The following is a 20698-nucleotide window of genomic DNA, read 5'->3' as shown; positions in this document are numbered from 1 at the left end:
TTAAAAAGGCTCCCGGTTTACCGGGAGCCTTTTTTGCTAATTGCCTATAGTTCTTTCAATGGTTTGCTTCAGCCTATTTGTTAGTAAGTTGACGTACAGCGGCTTGAATTTGCTGGTTATTCCAGTGAATTTAAAATATTTGCTATTTTTGAAGAAAGCCTTATCACAAATGCTAATTCAACCAAGCCGACTCTCATTTTTTGGCGTTATTTTAATTGCAATCTCATTTGCATTGTCTATATCAACGGGTTGCAAAAAAGATTCTATAGATTCACCAATAGATGAAAGTGCGATATTTCCAACATCGAAGATTAAAAGCATTTCTTATAAGGACATTATAGAGCCAACCTGGAATCGTTTTACTGACGGAATAGATATCCCTTTCGAAGCTGATTCTATGAGGTTGAGCTACGATTCACAGGGTCATCTAACAAAAAAGCTTGGTTTGTGGCTTTCGCTTTCCTCAGCCACAGGATATTCAGGTGCTTTTTTTATTAAAAAACTTGGAGATACTTTAGACTATTCAAAAAATTCGGTTGTAGTTTCTAAAAAAAATTTCGGAGATCCTTTTTGGGGCACGCCGCAACAAGATCCTGCAACATTGACCTTCTCCGGGAAGAAATTGGTAAAGGTTACTACTTATAGCTCGGGTGTCAAAGTGCCTTTAGATACTACTGTGTTTACCTACGATAGCAAAGGTATATTACAAAAGAGCGTAACTAAGATTTTTTGGAGAGGGACTCAAACTTTACTGTACAAATTTACGCAGGGCAACCTTACCGAAATTGACGGCCGGGTGGTAAATTATGACGGATCTGAATTCGGCACCAGCACGGAGTTGTTTTGGGATTATGATACGGCTCCCAATCCTTTATATGGATTTTGTTTGTTACCGGAAACATTTTATCGTTCACTGTCGCAGAATAATTTCAGAAAATATAGCATAACAATCAAAAACGCGAGTTCGCAAGTTGTATTTTCAAGTGAGCATTGGTTTTATTTGGCTTATGACAAGAGTGGTAATTGGGTTGTGAGCAAATAATTTTATTTGGGCGGTTAAGGGTCTCCCGGTAAAAAAACACATTTTCGGATAGCTACATACCCCGGCACATCCATTAAATAGAAAATTGAGCAGCCAATATTTTTTTCTTTGGTACTTTCTTTTTTGAGAGAAAAAAGAAAGTACATCCACTGGCTAACATAAAACTCCGGCACCTGTCCTAGTGAAAACTGATTATTATTTATGTTGAGAAATGCTTGCCTGGCTCAATAAACTTACATGATCTGGTATATCAACAACAATCTTCACCATAAATAAATCACCCAGGAGCCCCTTGCATATTGCATAATATCCTTATATTCAATTACCTGAATATTATGGAAGCAACCCTAACCACCGCAGTTAAACAACGGATCCGGTCGATAGATACCCTTCGGGGTATAATCATGGTGATCATGGCGCTCGACCACGTGCGTGATTTTTATACCAATGTGCCCTTTGATCCGCTCGATTTGAGTAAAACCACACCCTGGCTTTTTCTTACCCGGTGGATAACGCATTTCTGCGCTCCGACGTTTGTTTTTTTATCGGGAACAAGTGCCTTCCTGTCATTATCCCGGCGAACTAATAAAAATGCTGCTGCGGGCTTTTTACTTAGGCGGGGCCTGTGGTTGTTGTTGTTAGAGTTTACTATTATCGAATTTGGATGGACTTTAGATGTTGGTTTCCATATGCTGTTTGCACAGGTAATATGGGCTATCGCGTGCAGCATGCTGTTTTTAGCTTTCTTGATATGGCTCAACCTCAAACCCGGTACTATTGCCATAATTGGCTTGATACTCATCTTCGGGCATAATTCACTGGATAGTATTAAGTCGAGCTCCCTTGGCCATTTCCAATTAGTGTGGTTGATACTGCACGAGCAGGGCTTTTATCAGATCAATCAATACGAAGGTGCTTTCTTGCTCTATCCAATTGTTCCGTGGATTGGCGTAATGGCTGCTGGCTACGGGTTCGGCACCTTCTTTAAACTGGAGCCTCATGCAAGGCAGGCTTTGTTTGTAAAAATAGGATTAGGCTGCCTGGCACTTTTTCTGGTGCTGCGCGTGTTTAACATTTATGGCGACCCTTTCCCTTGGGAGCAGCAGCATGTATGGTGGAAAAACATACTGGCGGTAATTAAATGCCAGAAATACCCGCCATCGCTGCTTTATCTGCTCATGACGCTTGGTATCTCCATACTAGCACTTGCGGGCTTAGAGTATACCAACAATTGGCTTACTCGAATCTTTACGGTATACGGCCGTGTGCCGTTCTTTTACTATGTGCCGCATATTTACCTGGTACATGTATCGCAGGTTATAGTTGCGTTATCTCTGGGCTTCACGGTAAAACAATTACAAGAGGCGGGCATGAGTGTCCCTAAAGGTTGGGGTTTCGATTTGCCAGTGATCTATTTGATATGGATCATCATTGTGTTTATTCTATACTTCCCTTGCCGCTGGTTTATGAAAGTGAAGGAGCGACGGAAGGATTGGTGGTTGAGTTATTTGTAGAGGAAAGTTCTTACAACCGCCAGTTTAAGCGTCTACGCTTAAACTTTTATACCAGGAGCATCCACCATATGGGTTGCAAACCTTACGTCCCAATCAACTAAACGCCTGCCTAAAAGCAACCATTATCGCCAAATAAGTATCTCGGTCTAAATCAAAATCTTTCGGTTTGTCGGGTCGGATGGCTACATCATTTTTAAACTCTACGGGGAAGAGCGCTATAAAATCAGGCAAAGAAATCTCATCGGGTATCCAGCTCGAGTTGTTGTAGATATCCGTGAGCTTCATTTCATACATTCGTTGTGCGTACTGATCCATTGATGGCAAAGATAAGATTGGTTATCCGTTGTCGCTTGTCTGTTGTCAGAAAATAAGCTCGAACTTTACAGTTTTTTACTGGCAACTGATAGCAGACAACCGACAACCATGGGGACAACCCTTCCCACTATTTTAACGTAAAAATAATTTTGACTTCTGTACTTATACGCCCAACTTTGCATTTTTTAAAATTGACCCCAAATGTTAGATCATCATATTAAGATAGCGCAAGAACTTTCTATTTCCTCTAAACAGGTGGCCACTACGGTTGGATTGCTTGACGAGGGCGCTACAGTACCATTTATTTCGCGTTACCGTAAAGAGCTTACCGGCAGCCTCGATGAGGTGCAGGTGGCTACCATCCGCGACCGTGTGCTGCAATTGCGCGAGCTCGATAAACGCCGCGAAGCCATCCTTAAATCGTTGACCGAACTGGGCAAGCTTACACCGGAGCTAGAGAAACTCGTGAACGAGGCCGAAACGATGGTGGCTCTGGAAGATATTTATCTGCCATATCGCCCTAAACGTAAAACCCGCGCTAGCGTGGCCCGCGAAAAAGGTTTACAACCTTTAGCTGATTTACTATTGGCGCAAGGTAAAGGTGATCCGGAACTGGACGCTGCGACTTATATCGATGCCGAGAAAGGCGTAAACAACAGCGCAGAGGCATTAGCGGGCGCAAGGGATATCATTGCCGAGGTGATCAGCGAAAACGCAGAGGCACGCGCCAAAATGCGTGAGCTGTTTTTAAACAAAGGAACTTTCCAGTCAAAGGTTATTCCGGGTAAAGAAGAAGCCGGTATTAAATACAAAGATTATTTCGACTGGACCGAGCCATTGTCGGCCGCGCCATCGCACCGTGTACTGGCTATGCGTCGTGCCGAGAAGGAAGAGATCCTGTATCTCGATATTCAGCCACAGGAAGAGGATGCTATCTATTTATTAGAGAACGCATTTGTAACGGGCAATAACGCCGCATCAACCCAGGTTAAGTTGGCTGTTGGCGATAGCTATAAACGCCTGCTAAAACCATCAATGGAGACAGAGATTCGCCTGCTTACTAAAAAGAAAGCCGACGAAGAAGCTATCCGCGTATTTGCCGAGAATGCACGTCAGTTACTACTGGCTGCACCACTAGGGCAGAAACGATTAATTGCCATTGACCCGGGTTTCCGTACGGGGTGCAAAGTAGTTGTATTGAACGAGCAGGGAATGCTGCTGGAGTATACTGCAATATTTCCGCACACGGGCGCCGGCCAGCAGAAGGAAGCCGAGAAAACATTGCGTCACTTGGTAGAGAAATATCAAACCGAGGCCATCGCAATAGGCAATGGAACAGCCGGCCGCGAAACAGAGCTTTTTGTAAAGAACCTGAACCTAAGCGGCATCACCATGGTAATGGTAAATGAAAGCGGCGCTTCTATTTACTCTGCCTCTGATGTGGCCCGTGAGGAATTTCCTGAGCAGGATGTTACCGTACGGGGTGCGGTGTCAATCGGTCGAAGATTAATGGATCCGTTGGCAGAGCTGGTAAAGATAGATCCCAAATCGATAGGTGTTGGCCAATACCAACACGATGTTGATCAGAATAAATTGCAAACATCTTTGGATGACACCGTGATCAGTTGCGTTAACGCAGTAGGTGTTGAATTGAATACCGCTTCTAAGCAGATCCTGGCCTACGTATCGGGACTTGGCCCACAACTGGCGCAAAATATTGTAGACTACCGTAATCAGAACGGAGCATTTAAAAAACGGGAGCAACTGAAAAAAGTAGCCCGCTTGGGTGATAAGGCTTACGAACAGGCTGCAGGCTTCCTGCGCATTCGCCACGCGGAAAACCCGCTCGACGCAAGCGCTGTTCACCCTGAGCGTTATGCTTTGGTTGAGCAAATGGCTAAGGATATGAAATGTTCTGTAAGCGATTTAATGAGCGATAGTAAATTACGCGCCAGCATCCCGCTTAAACAGTACATTACAGAAACCGTAGGTTTGCCAACCCTAAATGATATTATAGCCGAGTTGGCCAAACCGGGATTAGACCCCCGTGAGAAGTTTGAAGCCTTCAGCTTTACCGAAGGCGTCAATACTATAAATGATTTAAAAACAGGAATGAAGCTGCCGGGCATCGTAACCAATATTACCAACTTTGGAGCCTTTGTTGATATCGGCGTTCACCAGGATGGGTTGGTACACCTGAGCCAGATTACCAACCGTTTTATAAAAGATCCTAACGAAGTATTAAAAGTACATCAGCAAGTAATGGTAACGGTTACCGAGGTTGATGTAAATCGTAAAAGGATCTCATTATCAATGAAATCTGCAGAACCATCAGAAAACAGACCGAAAAAAGCATCACAGCCCCAGGCTAAACCACAACAAAGGGAGCCTGAGATGGATATGCAAAGTAAGCTTGCAGCGTTAAAAAATAAATTCAGGTAGGTTAGTCTAAACTAATCTGCCTTTTTACGCTTTCTTCTAAAGAGATAAAGGTTTCGGTACGTTGTATACCAGGTACGCTTTGTATACGCTCGTTTAATACTTCGCGCAGGTGGGTGGTATCATGGCAAACAATTTTGGCAAAGATACTCCAGCTGCCCGTGGTATAATAAAGTTCAACAATTTCCTTAATTTCTTTAAGGCGTTTAACGGCTTCATTGTATTGCGAGCCTTTTTCCAGGTATATACCTAAGAAGGCCGTAATGTCAAAACCCAGTTTCTGAGGATCAACTTCGAGGCTGGCACCTTTAATTACACCCATCTCCTCCAATTTCTTCATCCGCACGTGGATGGTGCCACCCGATACAATTAACTCCTTTGCAATCTCCGTGTATGGAGTTGTCGCATTGTTCATCAATATTGATAAAATCTGAATATCGAGATTATCAATTTCTAAATTTTGAGCTTTTTTGTGGGGCATAAATTTTGAATTCATTATTTAATCACAAGTCTAATTAAATTTTAGATAAAAATAAAATATTTTTGTTGAAATATTTGCAAGAAATCATTCTTGCAGTTAAATTTGTATCAAGCAAGTCGGAAATGACAGCTCGTTCTTAAAACAAAAATACAATGTTGGGTGGTGAAATTTTTGGCAGACACACCTCCTTGTCCCGGTGGCGGAGAATTTGGGAAATCAGTTTCGGCTGACTAACCACTCTGTGAAGGTTCGAATCCTTCCCCAACAGCTCTTCTCATAATTTAGGTTTATAATTGGTTAGTAAAAGTCCCCTGCCCATCAGGGGCTTTGCTGTATATAGGGGTTTTTGTTTGGGTGAATGACGCCCCGAGAAGAACCTAAATCGTTTGCTTCCCTTAAAATAGGTTGTTTCAGTCAGAATTTATAGAACGCACTTAATTTTCGCTGTGATTTGAAACCAAAACGAGAAATGTTGTAAAATGGAATGCGAATTTGTTTGATTGAAGTGATTCAAATAAGCTTGTTTACTAAAGCCAACAATAAATAGGCTTACTGAGGAATTGCAAGAGCTGCCATTCACTAATTCGCAACTCACTCCTTCAAAACTAATTATTGATCCAGATCTATTTCATCAGGCCCGCTTAGTTTGCTCACATGGCATGAGCATGGTCCGCCCGAAACTTTGTAGTCCACTTTAACAACGCGGTCGTCTTTCCGGATTACCTGTAACTGTAGATCGGCACCTTTTTCGGGAAAATCGCGGCGGTGGCCATCGTCGGCTACAATAACCGTGTTGGGGTTTGTTTTGCCTGCCCAGCCAGTGTTTTTGAGTTCCTTGCCGGTAGCCAGGTTAATTACTTTGTAGGTTTTAAATTCTATTGCGCTGCTTTTGGTAGCAATTACATTAACGGGGATCATCACAAACTCGTTGGTGCAAATTACGCTGCCGCATTTAACACGGGTTTCTTTTTGAGACTTGCAAGCTGTAAGGGCCAGCGCAATTACCAGCACAGGAACAATTTTCATAAGGTTAAAAATTATCGTGAATATAAGTAATCACCCGAGCCATTTCGTCGCGAATAGTTCGGGTACTATCAATATAATTATTATTCATGAAACTATAAGCAAGCCTGCGGCCCTTGCGGGTTACTACATAGCCGCTTTGGTTATAGTTGTTTGATAAAGAGCCAGTTTTACTCCAAACAAAGGGCTGGCCATTATCCGTTTTATAGGCCGACTTCAATGTGCCTGTAACGCCGCCGGCAGGCAGCATACTATGCAATAACTGCTCGTCTTTTACTTCGCTCAATATTTTATTCAACAACACGATAATGCTTCTTGGTGTAAAAAGATTTAATCTTGATAGGCCCGATCCATCATTCCATTGCGGTTTATCAGGCAGATCGGCCAGATAGTTTCGAACGGAATACTCTCTTACCGAGTCAGAATTCAGATACCCGAACTTCTTTGCCGAGCATACGAGTAACAATTGTTCGGCAATAAAATTGTCGCTGGGTTGCAGCATGTGACGGTAAACTGTATCGGCATTTGTGTTGTAGATAGTTTTGGCATCGGCAGGTAAAGGCTTCTTAAACCATTCTACGGTTTTGTGCAAGGTGTCTTCCAACAGCTCTCTTGTTAAACCCGGGCTCGTTTGCCAGGGCACAGATTGCCTAAACCCTTTCGGAGCAGGCATTGCCGGGTAGATAAGTGTGTTGTGCAAAAAATCTCGTTTTATTTTGTAACGAAAGGGGTGGTAGTTGCTGTCTAAGGTTAAAAACTGTTTAAAGCGGCTGGGACTTGTTTGCAACTTTCCATCGGCGTCGGTATAAATATTAACGAGGTTATCTTCGATTGGTAATTCGCTAATCTCGGCTTGGTAGTAGTCATTGTAATCGTCCCAGGCCCAGCCGGCACCGTAAACATCGTTTTGATATTGGCCTGAGCAGAAGAACAATTTTTTGTTTGAATTTTTTAAGAGAGCGTAAGCGTTAGTACCTTTTAAATCGGAGTGCAAAAAAGATGGGTCGCCTGTTCCCCAAAAAAACAGGGAGTCGCCCTGAGTTGCGTAGCGTAAAGCGGGGATCGAATCGCCAAGCATCTTTAAGCAAGTATAAAACGTAAACAGTTTAGTATTAGATGCCGGGGTAAAATAATGATCGGCATTTAGTTCATAAATTGTTTTTTGATCATCAATATCATATAAGGCAAAGCCGGTAAAGTGAGTATTAAATAAGGCAGACTGTTTAAAAAGCTTTTTGATCTTGCGTTTCTTGATACCACCAGCATAACAGATGTTTAGCGTAAGGCAAATGAAAAAGGTAAGCGTCAGCCATTTAAGCGGTTTTTGCAGCATATAATATTTGTTATTAAGGTATATGTTTATGTAATTTTAACTTCCAATTATAACCATAAATTGTTATTTAACCTTTGTAATATATCGCGTCTGCGGGCCTGTATGCTTGTTTTAGTTTTTGCCATTAGCATAGCAGGAGCCAAAGCGCAATTCTTTGAACTGCCGGCCAACAAGAAAAAAATAAGCGTACCATTTAAAATGATACGCAATATGGTGGTGGTAAAAACCACCATTGATGGTAAAGGGCCCTACAATTTTATTATAGATAGCGGGGTTGGCATCATCATTATTACCGACCCTTCCCTTGCCGATTCTATTGGCTTGCAAAGCAAGCGTCTCATTAAACTATCGGGCCTGGGTACTGGCGACGATTTTGATGCAACGGTAAGTTCGGGGCTTAACTTTAATATCAACGGAATAAAAGGACAAAACCTCTCGGCAGCGATACTGAAGAAAGATCATTTTGGGCTGTCTAATTACGCCGGTATGTCTATACAGGGACTTATTGGCTATGATTTTTTCAATGGCCTTGCAGTTAAGTTTAACTTTTTCGACAGCACCATGACGGTTGCCCGCCCGGGTTATTTAAAAGAATTTAAACGCGGATATAAAATCCCCATTACCATTGAGGAGGGGAAGCCCTATATGCAAACGTGGGTTAAGCTGGCTGATAACACTGAGAAGAAGGCCAAGTTGATTATAGATCTCGGCGCCGGGCATCCGCTTATGCTCGAAAACATGGTAAAAAATAATACACTACCGCAAAAATTTATAGTCGGTAATCTGGGCGTGGGCTTAACAGGGCCAGTCACGGGCCTTATAAGCAGGGTTGATAGGATTGACATTGGCAAATACTCCTTTAAAAATGTAGTCACATCATTTACTCTGACGGACACATCAAAAAATGAACCCAGACTTGTGCCAAGGGATGGCAACCTAGGCTTGGGTATTTTAAAACGCTTTACGCTGATTATTGATTATACAAATAGTGCTATGTATGTAAAGCCCGGTAACGACTTTGGCAAAGCCTTCGAACACGATATGAGTGGCCTCGAATATTTTGCCGCGGGCGACGATCTGAAGGCCATCATTATTAATCGTGTAGAGCCAGGGTCGGCGGGGGATATGGCCGGATTGCAAAGAGATGATGCCATATTGGCGATTAATTTTAGACCCGTGGCCGAAATGCGCATACAAGACATAGACAATATGTTTAAATCGGGTGCCGACAGAAGCTTGATCCTCGATATATTTCGAAATAACAAACGCTACCGCTATATCATCACTCTGAAGCGCCGCATTTGAAAAAAGATTGTTACATAAAACTTTATTGAGTAGCTCTGTAGTAACAAGTCTTTCCAAATCTATATTTTTAGCCTTCCAGATTAATTTAAACAACTCTAATGAACAAGAAACTAAATCAGGGTGTGTACGCATCTTTGATCGCTGCGGCCGTTTTTGCGGCCTCATGCGCATCAAAAAAGCATGCTACCCAACAAGTAACTCTAAAAACCACATCTACTCCCGGCGGTTCTACCGCTGTAGCTACCTTAGGTGGCGGCCCTAAAAAAGAGGGGATCAAAAAATTCGGCGATATTATTACCGGTAAGGTAAAAGGCGATAAAGGTTTATTTACCACTTACAAAGTAGACGGAAAATATTATTATGAGATTCCCGACTCGTTAATAAACCGCGAAATGTTGGTAGTAACCCGTTTTGTTAAAACACCGGCGCGTTTAAAAACTTTCGGATCGCAATACGGAGGCGAAGAGGTTAACGACCAGGTTTGGAAATGGGAGCGCCACGATAAGCAGATTATGATCCGCGTACCGAGCTACAGCATCAAAGCAGATAGTACAACCGATATGTACGATGCTGTTAAGAACTCAAACATCGATGCTGTTTTGGCTTCGTTCGATGTTAAAGCCTACAACAAAGACACCACCGGTGTATTGATCGATGTTACCGATTTTTATAACGGAGATATTGCTGCTACAGGTATTCCTGATCAAATTAAAAAAGCATACAAAATTACCGCGGTTGATGCCAGCCGTTCGTACATCGATACTATAAAAAGCTTCCCGATAAATACAGAGGTGCGTACGCTTAAAACATACAGATCAATGGAGTCGCCTACGGATAACTCTACTGCTGCCATTACCTTCGAATTGAACACTTCGATGTTGTTATTGCCTAAAACCCCAATGAAAGCACGCTTGATGGATGCCCGTGTTGGATTTTTTGGTCAAAGACAAACAGATTTCGGTACCGAAGCGCACAAATCTGAAGTTACAGCATACATACACCGTTGGAGATTGGAGCCTAAAGATCCGGCTGCTTACGCCCGCGGCGAACTGGTAGAACCTAAAAAACAGATTGTATATTACATCGATCCGGCTACCCCTAAAAAATGGGTGCCTTACCTGATAATGGGTATCAACGATTGGAACAAAGCTTTTGAGGCCGCTGGTTTTAAAAATGCAATTGTTGGTAAACCCGCTCCAACTGCAAAGGAAGATCCGGAGTTTAGTACAGAAGATGCACGCTACAGCGTTGTACGTTATTTTGCATCGGATGTGCAAAATGCTTACGGCCCGCATATTTCGGATCCCCGTACTGGCGAGATATTGGAGAGCCATGTAGGTTGGTATCATAACGTAATGAGCCTGGTGCATGATTGGTTTATGGTGCAAACAGCAGCCATTAATCCTAACGCCCGCGCTCCTAAATTCACAGACGAGCAAATGGGCCAGCTGATCCGCTTTGTGTCATCACATGAAATCGGTCATACCTTGGGTTTACCACACAACTTTGGTTCGAGCTACGCTTACCCGGTTGATTCATTAAGATCAAAGAAGTTTACGGACAAACATGGTACCGCGCCGTCAATAATGGACTATGCTCGTTTTAACTACATTGCGCAACCTGGCGACGGTGTAACCCACCTGTACCCACAAATTGGCGAATACGATGATTGGGCTATTAAATGGGGATATACCTGGTTTCCGGGTAATAAAACTGTAGAGCAGGAAAAAGAAGCTTTAAATGTTTGGACTAAAGAACGCGCCGGTAACCCACTGTACTACTACGGCCGTCAAGGCACCAGCATTGACCCTCGTTTGCAAAATGAAGATTTGGGCGACAATGCCATGAAAGCAAGCACTTATGGTATTGCTAACTTAAAACGCATATTACCAAACCTAGAGAAATGGACTTTCCAAAAGGGTGAAGATTACGATGACCTACAGGAAATGTACACCCAGATCTTAACTCAATACAACCGCTACATGGGCCATGTAACCACTAACATTGGCGGTATGAGTGAGAACTTTAAAACATACGATCAAAAAGGCGCTGTTTATACGTTTATACCTAAAAGCCTGCAACATGATGCGGTTGTCTTTTTAAACCAGCAACTGTTTACCACGCCAACCTGGTTAATTAACAACGAAGAGCTCAGCAAATTTGATAATGGTGTAATGCTTAACCGCATTAAAGCTGTGCAGGTAAGCACGCTATCTGCTGTGTTATCGTCAAATCGTTTAGCGCGCATGTTTGATAACGAGAATAAAAACGGAGCAGCCGCTTATTCTGTGGCTGGTTTGTTTGATGATCTGCGTGTTGGAATCTTCCCGGCAGGTAAACCTGATGCATTTAAACGAAACTTGCAACGTGGCTACATTGAACAATTGAAGGGTTTATTGAACGAAGATGCAGGCAGAAGCTTCCCGGGTGCATCACCAGCGCAATTAGCCTCTATGGGTTTAACTCCAATTAATACAGCACTATCTGATATTAAACCAATGGTTCGTGCCGAACTTAAACGTATTGACGCAAGCCTGCCAAAAGGTGGCGACGCTATTACTGCGGCACACTATGCTGATTTGCATGTTCGTATTAAAGAAACGCTGAACCCAACTCAACCTGTAATAAACATGCCGGCTGCAATGCCGATGCGTGGTGTGCAGGATGCAGAGCAGCCTTCTGAAACAGAGTTTTAATAAACAAACGCTCCAAATAAGTAACCCCTGTAGCCTTAATAGCTACAGGGGTTTATTTTTGACTTGTTAAATAACATACATAGCTATATGCCTCTGCTTTCACAAGCAAATACGGCAACACTTTTAATAGGCTATTTTAACTCACTAAGATTTTCAAAAAAAGCGCACTGCAAATCGAGGAGCGAACGAACTTTCATTTTTTCGCCATAGGTATCAAAGCATAAAAATTTTGCTTTTTCTGGTGCTTCATTGTTAAGCTCCTCTATAAAATTAAAGGTCTTGAAGAAGTAATGTTTGGTGGTGGTGTTTTTTTTACTGTTAACATCCGACCTATTGAGGCGAAAACCAACCGTGTCTATCCAGGTGTGCACTTTTGAGTGCAAAGAAGCGCGTATCTTATTCATAAGGTAATGCTTTAGAGTTGTAACAAAAAGAAAATCAGGGAGTTTTAAAAAATTAAATCAGTTCTGTTTTTCGAAATAGTCGCAAGTAAACATTATATCATGGAGCGCGGTGATTTATAAATATAACGGTATAAATGAACAGATTGTATTCTACAGGAATAAAAATTTTCACGAAGGTTAAAAGCGCCCTCATCAGGGCATAATAGTTTATTATCCTTTTAATATTAACAGCAATCGCGGGGCGTAAAAAATATGCATTAAAGTATATAATATGTAACAATCCTATGTAAATAAACCATATATAATAAACTAATTGAACCTTTGTAGTCAAACTGTTGTATTAACAAAACCCCTAACAATTTTACGTGCAGTAATATATGAAACGAATACCCTTATTACTTTTAATTATCTTTTCAACAATAATACATGCGTATGCCCAAACCCACGAGGTGAGGGGTACCATTATTGATACAACCAAGGCAACACTGCCAGGGAGTGTTATTACCCTTGTTACAGACAAAGGCGACAGCGTGAATACTGCAGCTAATGTCGACGGAAAATTTGTATTCCAAAACGTAAACGGACTAAAGCTCACACTTACCATCAAATCAATAGGATACGAGTCGATAAAAAAACACTATGCTTTAACTGAAGATCCAAAACCGGTTGACCTAGGTTCGATAATGCTGCGTGCATCCAGCACCGTGCTTAACGAGGTTAAGATTGTAGGCGTTAACCCGGTTGTGGTTAAAGAAGATACCGTTGAATATAAAGTAAGCGCTTTGAATGTGCGCCCAAATGCTACACTTGAAGACGCTTTGAAAAAGGCACCGGGTGTGGATGTCGACCCTTCTACCGGAGCCGTAACAGCACAGGGCCAATCGGTAACTAAAGTGCGTATCAATGGTAAAGATTACATGGGCGGAGACGTTACTTCGCTTACCAAAAATATCCCTGCCGATCTGCTTGAAAATATCCAGATTGTAGATGATTATGGCGACCAGGCCAACCTTACCGGTATTAAAACAGGCGATCCAACCAAGGTATTAAACGTAACCATCCGCAAGGACAAAAACTTTGGTTACTCCTTACAGGCTACCGGTGGCGGTGGCGGCGATATTTTGCCAGCCCCTCAAGAAAACGACGGCCGTTATTTAGGCTCATTAAACTTATTTGATTTTAAAGGCGACAGGCAAGTGTCTGTTTTAGGGAGCATCAACAATACTAACGTTAACACTTTCTCTTTCGGTAGCACCGGTGGCGGCGGTTTTGGCGGCGGTGGCGCAGGTGGTAACTTCGGCGGTGGCGGCGGCGGTGGCCGTGGCAATGCTGCGAGGGCTACGGCTGGCGGTTTAACCAGCAACCAAAACGGTATTACAGATGCCCACTCTATCGGTGCTAACTTCCGCGACCAGTGGGGCAAGCATTTAGCAGTATATGGCAGTTATAGCTTTGCAGATAATACTACATCTACACAAAGTACTTCTAACCAGGTAAACACGTCGCAATATCCAAGTAGTACAGATCAAAACAGTAATGAAAAAGATAACACCATTAACCACCGCTTTACGTGGAATATGGAGTACAAACCAGATACAGTTAACTATTTAAAAGTAACCCCAACATTCTCTTATTCAAAAACGCTTACTAATGCTAGCGATGATGTTGTTAACAAATTAACATCGCATACAACAGGTGATCTATATACCAATACGGCTTATACGTCATCAACCTACGCAAACTCGTCGTCGCCAAACTTGGGCTTAACGGCCTTATATAACCACCGGTTTAACGGGCATGGCCGTAACTTAAGTATTAACGTTAACTTAAGTACTACCAAAAATGATCAGTCGCAAAACCCGATCTATAATTACACTGCGGGAACGCCATTGGCGCCACTTAACCAGCTGATTATTACAAATAGTAAAACCAACACCGTTGGTGCTACATTCTCATACATAGAGCCCATAAGCAAAGTATCCTTCCTGGAGTTTAACTATGCTTACAACCATTCTTATACAACGAGCGACAAAGCAACAGATACACTTACCTTGGGCGAAAATCCATCGTATGAGTTTTATCCGCGCTTAAGTAACAGTTACGATTTTACCTTTACAACCAATAGGGTGGGTTTAAACTACCGCGTGGTTCAAAAGAAATATAACTATACCTTAGGTATTGGCGTGTTGCCGGCAACTTTAGATGGGCACTCTGCCACTACCGGAACGGATACCCGTACAACTACAGTTAACTTTGCACCAACCGCGCGCTTCGTATACAACTTTGCCCGCAGCAACTCATTAAGCATTAATTATAACGGAACCAGCAACCAGCCAAGTTTTAGCCAGCTTCAGCCGGTAACAGATTTTTCTAACGCATTATACCCTGTACAAGGTAACCCTAACCTAAAGCCCGAGTTTAATAACAGCCTTTCTATTCGCTACAATAAATTCAGTTTCCAAACGGGCGATGTAATTTTTACCAACTTGTCATTCAACCAAACAAGCAATAAGATCTCTACCGAAGTAATTACAGTGCCTCAGAGCGCCGCTTTAAATAACAGCGTGCTGTATAAAGACTTGCAGAATACTATATTGACCCGCTATACCAATACAAGTGGCTATTACTCGGCAAATGGCTTTGTAACCTATGCCAAGCCTTGGGCTAACCGTAAATATACCGTGTACTTAAACGGCTCTGTTGGCTATACTAATAACATCAGCTATGTAGGTAACGTAGATTCAACTACCACTGCTTTAAACCTGCAGAAAAACATAGCCAAAAACCTGCAGTTTACGCCGGGTGCACGTTTCCGTGTTGATATAACCGATATTGTTGATGCGCAGATCTTGACAAGCTATTCTATCAACAAAACAAATAACTCTATTAAAAACGATTTGACCAGTGCAAGCTCTAATGTTCGTGCATTTACTATTGGCTTAAATGGTAAAAACTACTTCTGGAAAAACTGGACTTTAAGTTACGACTACAGTCGTGTAATGAACTATGGCTACACCGTACCGGTAACCAATCCTAACATCCTGAACGGTTATGTAGAACGCCGTTTCCTTAAAAATAATGCTGCAACTATCCGTGCAGCGGTATTTGATGTGTTTAACGAAAATACAGGTTACAGCAGCTCGACAACAGGTTCATCTATTACGCAAACCAACACCAACAGGCTTGGCCGTTATTATTTGTTAACCTTTACGCTAAGGTTGCAGAAATTTGCTGGTCGTAGCCCGGGTCAGGGCCAAGGCGGCGATAGAGGCGATCGTGGTTTCAGACGTGATGGCGGCGGCCCTGGTGGCCCTCCTCCGGGTCCCGGCGGCCCAGGTGGTGGTGGTCCCGGTGGTTTTAATAACTAAATAAGACTAGCCCAATAACAAAAGCCCTATAGTGCATACTATAGGGCTTTTAACTTTTATAAATCGAAGTTTATTGTTTTATTAATACGGTGTTGATAATTTGCTCCAGATCATCCAGATCAAATGGTTTGGCCAGATAGGTTTCTGCACCGGCATGCTCTGCCAGCAACTGAATGTCACTGTTTGCCGAGAAATAGATAACCGGGATGTGTTTCAGTTCTTCAGATTTTTTAAGGGTTTGAGTTGCAATGATGCCGCCTGCATCGGGGATCCAGTTATCCATTAAAATAACTGCCGGGTTTACGCTGCTTACCTTCTCAACAATATTATTGCAATCTGTAAATGTATGTACCTCCCAGCCCTGCTCTTCTAAAATATAAGAGCAGATAGAAAGAATGTCTTCATCGTCATCAAATATGATGATTTTCTTAGTAGAAGCGTCCATAGGTGGTTTTAAGCGGAGAACAAAACTAATTATTAATTATAAAAAAATGCTAAATTATTTTTTAGTTAGCTGTTTCAACACGAATCTTTATTTATCTTACAATCAAGGCCTATAATGGCCACTAAAGGCATTTAATTATGCTGTTCTATCCAGTTTTCAAATTTCAAAAAAGTGCTGTTTGCCGCATCTACAACAACGGGTTGTGATTCGGCAGGTTGTCCGTTAAGTATGTTTTTGAAAACGGCCCACATTTGATGCGTATTATCGCCGTAACTATTAAAAAACGACAGCCCGTTTTGAAGCCCCAGCCTGCCCGAAATCATTTTACTGATAATGCTTCCGCCCAGGGTAGAACCCTCAATTACATAGAGTGCGCCAAGCGCTTGTTGTGCGTTATTTATTTCGGGCAAGTCGTTATTTATAGCCTTGTCTGCAGGTGTGCCGCCTAGTTCAGTAATATCGGCGGCAATAGATTCGGTTTTGCGACGGTTAGCGTGATCGGGGATGATATTTTGGTCGATAAACAGGTTTATGCGCTCTTCCAGTCCACCGAAATAGCCGTAAAACAATTGTAATAGTTTAATATAGTCTTCTTTAGAAGTAAGACCTTTTATTTGTCCAACCAACTTCTTTTCCAATTGCTGGTGATTTGCTAGGGTTTGTTCTTTTAAATTTTCGGCTAACATAAAGTGTAGAAACACGAAATAAGAGAATAAGTTTAATAAGTAGAAATTTATTTAAGCAACAAGGATCTCAATGGGTGTTTTGTAACCAATAAACTACGTTGCTAAACTAAGCAGAAAAAATATTAATAGCTTTGACCCCGTATTTGAGAGTACAACATTGATGACATGAAAGTAAGTAAGCCGCTTAAAGCAATAATAATTATAACAATAGTGCTGGTTAATGTGGGTTGCGATCAACTTACCAAAGCTATCGTGCGCAGCCACGTAGAAGCCTACGCCAGTTTCAGGTTTTTCGGCGGCCATTTTATGCTTACCCGTGTAGAGAACACCGGCGCATTTCTAAGCCTGGGCGATCAGATTCCCGGTTATTTGCATGCTATTTTACTATCAATTATTCCCGCTGCTTTTTTGGTGCTGGGTATATGGTACCTTATTCAAAACAACACGCTTTCTAAGGCCGCTGTGGTAGCAATTTGCTGTATGATAGGCGGCGGAGCCGGCAACGTGTTCGATCGCATTATATACGGTTCGGTTACGGATTTTTTATATATCGATTTCGGCGGTTTCCTCCACACGGGTGTATTTAACGTGGCAGATATTTCCATAACCACCGGGGTAATTATTATGCTGATTGACATGATTAAGCAAAGAAGAAAGGCACAGCCAATCTCCCCGGAGCAAGAAGCTTGAAAGATTTCGGATATAAATTATAAAAATCGTCATTTCGAGGCAGCGGGAGTTCTAAGGCAATGACGAGTTTTAAATAAGGTCTGAATTCTTGTTTCTCGATTCTTGCCTCTCTTCTTACACCTTTATCACCCTATCACCAAGCACGCCGTATACATGATCGTCTTGGTGGTGGCGTATGGCCACTTTGCCGGTAAATCTTCCAAAAGAAGGGAGGATAGCTTGTTTTTCGCTAAAAGTGAAGCAGGGTAGCGTGAGCGCCTGGCGTCCTTTGCCATGCAGCCGTACGCCGGGATGAATATGACCGCACATCACATAGCCCTCTGCTTGCAGGAGCTGGGCGGGCGTTAAGGGGTGGTGTAGCATCAAAAACGGACCGATTTGATATTCTATCGGTGTTTCGATATTGAGCTTGTGGTAATACTCATCATTAATAATATCATGATTGCCTTTAACCAATATGATCTTTAAATGGGGAAATTGCTCGCGCCACATCGCAAACCAATCCCAATCCGTATTTAATTCGCTATGGAAAAGGTCGCCCAGGAAAATAAGTTTTTCGGGATGGTATTGTAAAATGAGATCTGATAGCACGGCAAGGTCTTCCTGCGCAATATTTTGAGGAATGGCGATGCCTGCTTTACGAAAGTGACCTGATTTACCCAAGTGCACATCGGCAGCAATAAGCGCTTTTTCCTGTTGCCAGTAAATAGCTTTTTCGGGTAATAATAAAAGCGATTGGTCTAATAGATCAACCTCAGCCTCAGCACATATCTTCATTCAAACAAAGATAGTTATTTGCTATTTAAATTAGCAACCCGCTGGTCGCTTACATGTCCTTTGTTAAAAGATAATGTGAATACAGGCGTTTAAAAAAGATTTAAGCGTAATGCGTAGCCAACGCTAAGGCTAACATGGCACCAGCTGTTAAAAATTGAAGAACTAAATATTTTAATGGTGGATGTTTCATGGCGGCGAAGTTTTAAGTTATACAAATATAACGCATACCTGCCCCAAAGGGTTGCAGTTGATAACACTTTTAAGATAATGTTAAAATAGTAGCAACATATCGGCATTTTTTTTGAAAACTTTGTTTTTGACGTATTCTTTTTAAGAATATTTAAGCAGAACAATGTGAAAAATTGTATCACTTAGCGAGAGATTTTGATCAAAATATGAGAAATAATGTTCAAAAACTCTTGTTCTTGCATAAGTAGGAACCAATGATGAAACAGGCCGATTTAGGCATAGAATTACTCAAAGCGTAATCACTTACAATTGATGTTAACACCATAAACAAAGAAAGCCCTCGAATTTTTCGAGGGCTTTCTTTGTTTATAATACTATTAAATTATTGCACTTGGAAGGTATTGTTAAAGCTGGTACCGTCTGGATAAACACCGGTAATAATAACCATACCGTTACGGAGGTTTGTTATTGCTTTATCAATATCGGCAACACCGTTTATCGGTTGCTTGTTAATGCTGGTAATTACTGATCCAACAGGGATGTCAGTTTCATCAAAGAAACCACCCGAGCGTACCTGCGTTACCAAAACGCCGCTGCCTACATGCAACTTGCCTTTTTCTTGAGGGGTAAGCGGTTTAAAGCTTGCACCCAGTTTGTTGTACAACTCTTCGGCAGATTTTGAGCGTGCTGCTGCAGTTTTGTTAGTTGGCGCAATATCGCCTTTAAGCGTTACGGCAATGTCTTTAGTGCCGCCGTCGCGTAATACGGTTAATTTTACTTTATCACCTGGTTGCAAACGACCAATACGTTCTTGCAAGTCAGATGATTCGTAGATGGTAGTACCATCTACCTTGGTAATAATATCGCCTTTGCGTACACCAGCTTGTTGTGCGCCACCGCCATCAACCACATCATTTACATATAGTCCGTTGGTGGTTTTAATATTTAACCTGTCGGCCTGGTCTTCGTTCAACTCAACAAAGTTTACGCCTATGTAGCCACGTTTTACGCTACCGTATTTTTCAATATCGTCCAAAACCTTTTTAGCCAGGTTAATTGGAATAGCGAAGCCATAACCTTCGTATGAGCCAGTGTGCGAAGCAATTGCCGAGTTGATACCAATTAACTCGCCTTTGGTATTTACTAAAGCACCACCACTGTTGCCCGGGTTAATAGCAGCGTCGGTTTGGATAAACGACTCGATAGCTTTATTGGCCTTTGGCACAGCTGGTTGGTTGCGGGTTGGGCCAAACGGGTTCTGATCATCATCGTCGCCTTGATCTTCGCTGCCGATGATGCCGATGTTACGGCCTTTGGCGCTTACGATACCAGCTGTTACAGTTGACGTAAGGTTAAAAGGGTTGCCCACGGCTAATACCCACTCACCAACTTTTACGTCGTCAGAGTTGCCTAATTTTACAATAGGTAAGTTAGTAGCTGTGATTTTTATCAGCGCCAGGTCGGTATTCGGGTCTGTACCGATAACTTTAGCCTGAAATGTACGGTGATCATTAGTAGCTACAGTAATTTTATCGGCCTTTTCAACCACGTGGTTATTGGTTACGATGTAGCCATCTGGCGAAATGATAACACCTGAGCCAGATGCCATTTGTGGCTGCGACTGGCGCGGGCGCATACGCTGACCAAACATCTGACCAAAAAGATCTTCCATCTGGCTATCGCGGCCGCTGCTTGCTGATGCTGAATATGTAGTACGAATATAAACTACCGCAGGGGTTACTGCAGCTGCAGCCTGGGTAAAATCAACATCACCAGCCGATGAAGTAATGGCTGCAGATTTGTTGCTGGCGAAATATACTTTCTGACGATCTTCGAAACTCATGCTGCTTTCTTGCTTGTTCTCGAATACCTTATAGGTACCGATCGCCATTGCCCCGCCAACAAAGGCAGTTAACAATGTTAAACCTATCTTTCTCATATAATTGTTTTACGCTTTTACTTAATTGTAATATGAAATTAAATATTCAAAA

General features: G+C 42.3%; 16 protein-coding genes and 1 tRNA gene. 8 read left to right on the top strand and 9 right to left on the bottom strand.

The window, feature by feature from the left end; translation table 11 throughout:
- Positions 1 to 103 precede the first annotated feature (103 nt).
- Complete coding sequence (locus tag GSY63_RS08100) at positions 104 to 1042, top strand: hypothetical protein (protein ID WP_208094491.1); 939 nt, start codon at positions 104 to 106, stop codon at positions 1040 to 1042.
- A gap of 335 nt (positions 1043 to 1377) precedes the next feature.
- Positions 1378 to 2556 (top strand): DUF1624 domain-containing protein, encoded by a 1179-nt coding sequence (locus GSY63_RS08095; protein WP_166585293.1) that lies wholly within the window; start codon positions 1378 to 1380, stop codon positions 2554 to 2556.
- 93 nt (positions 2557 to 2649) lie between these two features.
- Here the strand turns inward: GSY63_RS08095 and GSY63_RS08090 are convergent, their stop codons facing one another.
- A complete protein-coding gene (locus GSY63_RS08090) occupies positions 2650 to 2871 on the bottom strand; it encodes a hypothetical protein (protein ID WP_166585292.1) in 222 nt (73 codons plus the stop codon).
- Positions 2872 to 3072: 201 nt separating this feature from the next.
- On the opposite strand from GSY63_RS08090, the gene GSY63_RS08085 reads away from it, so the two are divergent.
- Complete coding sequence (locus GSY63_RS08085; RefSeq protein ID WP_166585291.1) at positions 3073 to 5313, top strand: Tex family protein; 2241 nt, start codon at positions 3073 to 3075, stop codon at positions 5311 to 5313.
- Position 5314: 1 nt separating this feature from the next.
- Here the strand turns inward: GSY63_RS08085 and GSY63_RS08080 are convergent, their stop codons facing one another.
- A complete protein-coding gene (locus GSY63_RS08080) occupies positions 5315 to 5791 on the bottom strand; it encodes an Lrp/AsnC ligand binding domain-containing protein (RefSeq protein WP_166585636.1) in 477 nt (158 codons plus the stop codon).
- A 153-nt stretch (positions 5792 to 5944) separates the two neighbouring features.
- Between GSY63_RS08080 and GSY63_RS08075 the strand changes: the two genes are divergently transcribed.
- A tRNA-Asp gene (locus tag GSY63_RS08075) sits at positions 5945 to 6059 on the top strand.
- 341 nt (positions 6060 to 6400) lie between these two features.
- Here the strand turns inward: GSY63_RS08075 and GSY63_RS08070 are convergent.
- Together GSY63_RS08070 and GSY63_RS08065 are read right to left on the bottom strand one after the other, a co-directional pair.
- A complete protein-coding gene (locus tag GSY63_RS08070) occupies positions 6401 to 6817 on the bottom strand; it encodes a hypothetical protein (protein WP_166585290.1) in 417 nt (138 codons plus the stop codon).
- Between the two features lie 4 nt (positions 6818 to 6821).
- Entirely contained in the window at positions 6822 to 8147 is a 1326-nt protein-coding gene (locus tag GSY63_RS08065; RefSeq protein ID WP_166585289.1) for a D-alanyl-D-alanine carboxypeptidase/D-alanyl-D-alanine-endopeptidase, read from the bottom strand.
- 102 nt (positions 8148 to 8249) lie between these two features.
- Between GSY63_RS08065 and GSY63_RS08060 the strand changes: the two genes are divergently transcribed.
- Together GSY63_RS08060 and GSY63_RS08055 are read left to right on the top strand one after the other, a co-directional pair.
- Positions 8250 to 9452 carry an aspartyl protease family protein gene (locus GSY63_RS08060; protein ID WP_166585288.1) on the top strand — a complete coding sequence of 401 codons (1203 nt, stop codon included), beginning with the start codon at positions 8250 to 8252 and terminating at the stop codon, positions 9450 to 9452.
- 98 nt (positions 9453 to 9550) lie between these two features.
- Positions 9551 to 12148 (top strand): zinc-dependent metalloprotease, encoded by a 2598-nt coding sequence (locus GSY63_RS08055; protein ID WP_166585287.1) that lies wholly within the window; start codon positions 9551 to 9553, stop codon positions 12146 to 12148.
- Between the two features lie 131 nt (positions 12149 to 12279).
- On the opposite strand, the gene GSY63_RS08050 is transcribed toward GSY63_RS08055, so the two are convergent.
- Positions 12280 to 12552 (bottom strand): hypothetical protein, encoded by a 273-nt coding sequence (locus tag GSY63_RS08050; protein WP_166585286.1) that lies wholly within the window; start codon positions 12550 to 12552, stop codon positions 12280 to 12282.
- A gap of 377 nt (positions 12553 to 12929) precedes the next feature.
- Here GSY63_RS08050 and GSY63_RS08045 point away from each other — a divergent pair, with 377 nt between their 5' ends.
- Positions 12930 to 15920: an outer membrane beta-barrel protein gene (locus GSY63_RS08045; RefSeq protein WP_166585285.1), complete on the top strand. Its 2991-nt coding sequence runs from the start codon at positions 12930 to 12932 to the stop codon at positions 15918 to 15920.
- 70 nt (positions 15921 to 15990) lie between these two features.
- Here the strand turns inward: GSY63_RS08045 and GSY63_RS08040 are convergent, their stop codons facing one another.
- Together GSY63_RS08040 and GSY63_RS08035 are read right to left on the bottom strand one after the other, a co-directional pair.
- Positions 15991 to 16365: a response regulator gene (locus GSY63_RS08040; RefSeq protein ID WP_166585284.1), complete on the bottom strand. Its 375-nt coding sequence runs from the start codon at positions 16363 to 16365 to the stop codon at positions 15991 to 15993.
- A gap of 131 nt (positions 16366 to 16496) precedes the next feature.
- A complete protein-coding gene (locus tag GSY63_RS08035; RefSeq protein WP_166585283.1) occupies positions 16497 to 17051 on the bottom strand; it encodes a biliverdin-producing heme oxygenase in 555 nt (184 codons plus the stop codon).
- Positions 17052 to 17216: 165 nt separating this feature from the next.
- On the opposite strand from GSY63_RS08035, the gene lspA reads away from it, so the two are divergent.
- On the top strand, positions 17217 to 17741 hold the full coding sequence (lspA, locus tag GSY63_RS08030; RefSeq protein ID WP_166585282.1) for a signal peptidase II: 525 nt from the start codon (positions 17217 to 17219) through the stop codon (positions 17739 to 17741).
- A gap of 114 nt (positions 17742 to 17855) precedes the next feature.
- Here the strand turns inward: lspA and pdeM are convergent, their stop codons facing one another.
- Together pdeM and GSY63_RS08020 are read right to left on the bottom strand one after the other, a co-directional pair.
- Complete coding sequence (gene pdeM / locus GSY63_RS08025; protein WP_166585281.1) at positions 17856 to 18518, bottom strand: ligase-associated DNA damage response endonuclease PdeM; 663 nt, start codon at positions 18516 to 18518, stop codon at positions 17856 to 17858.
- 571 nt (positions 18519 to 19089) lie between these two features.
- Positions 19090 to 20646, bottom strand: a complete 1557-nt coding sequence (locus GSY63_RS08020; protein WP_166585280.1) for a trypsin-like peptidase domain-containing protein — start codon at positions 20644 to 20646, stop codon at positions 19090 to 19092.
- Positions 20647 to 20698: the final 52 nt, after the last annotated feature.

This window comes from Mucilaginibacter agri, assembly GCF_009928685.1.
In the GTDB taxonomy this organism is placed as follows: Bacteria; Bacteroidota; Bacteroidia; order Sphingobacteriales; family Sphingobacteriaceae; genus Mucilaginibacter; species Mucilaginibacter agri.
This window is presented reverse-complemented; position numbering and strand designations above follow the sequence as displayed.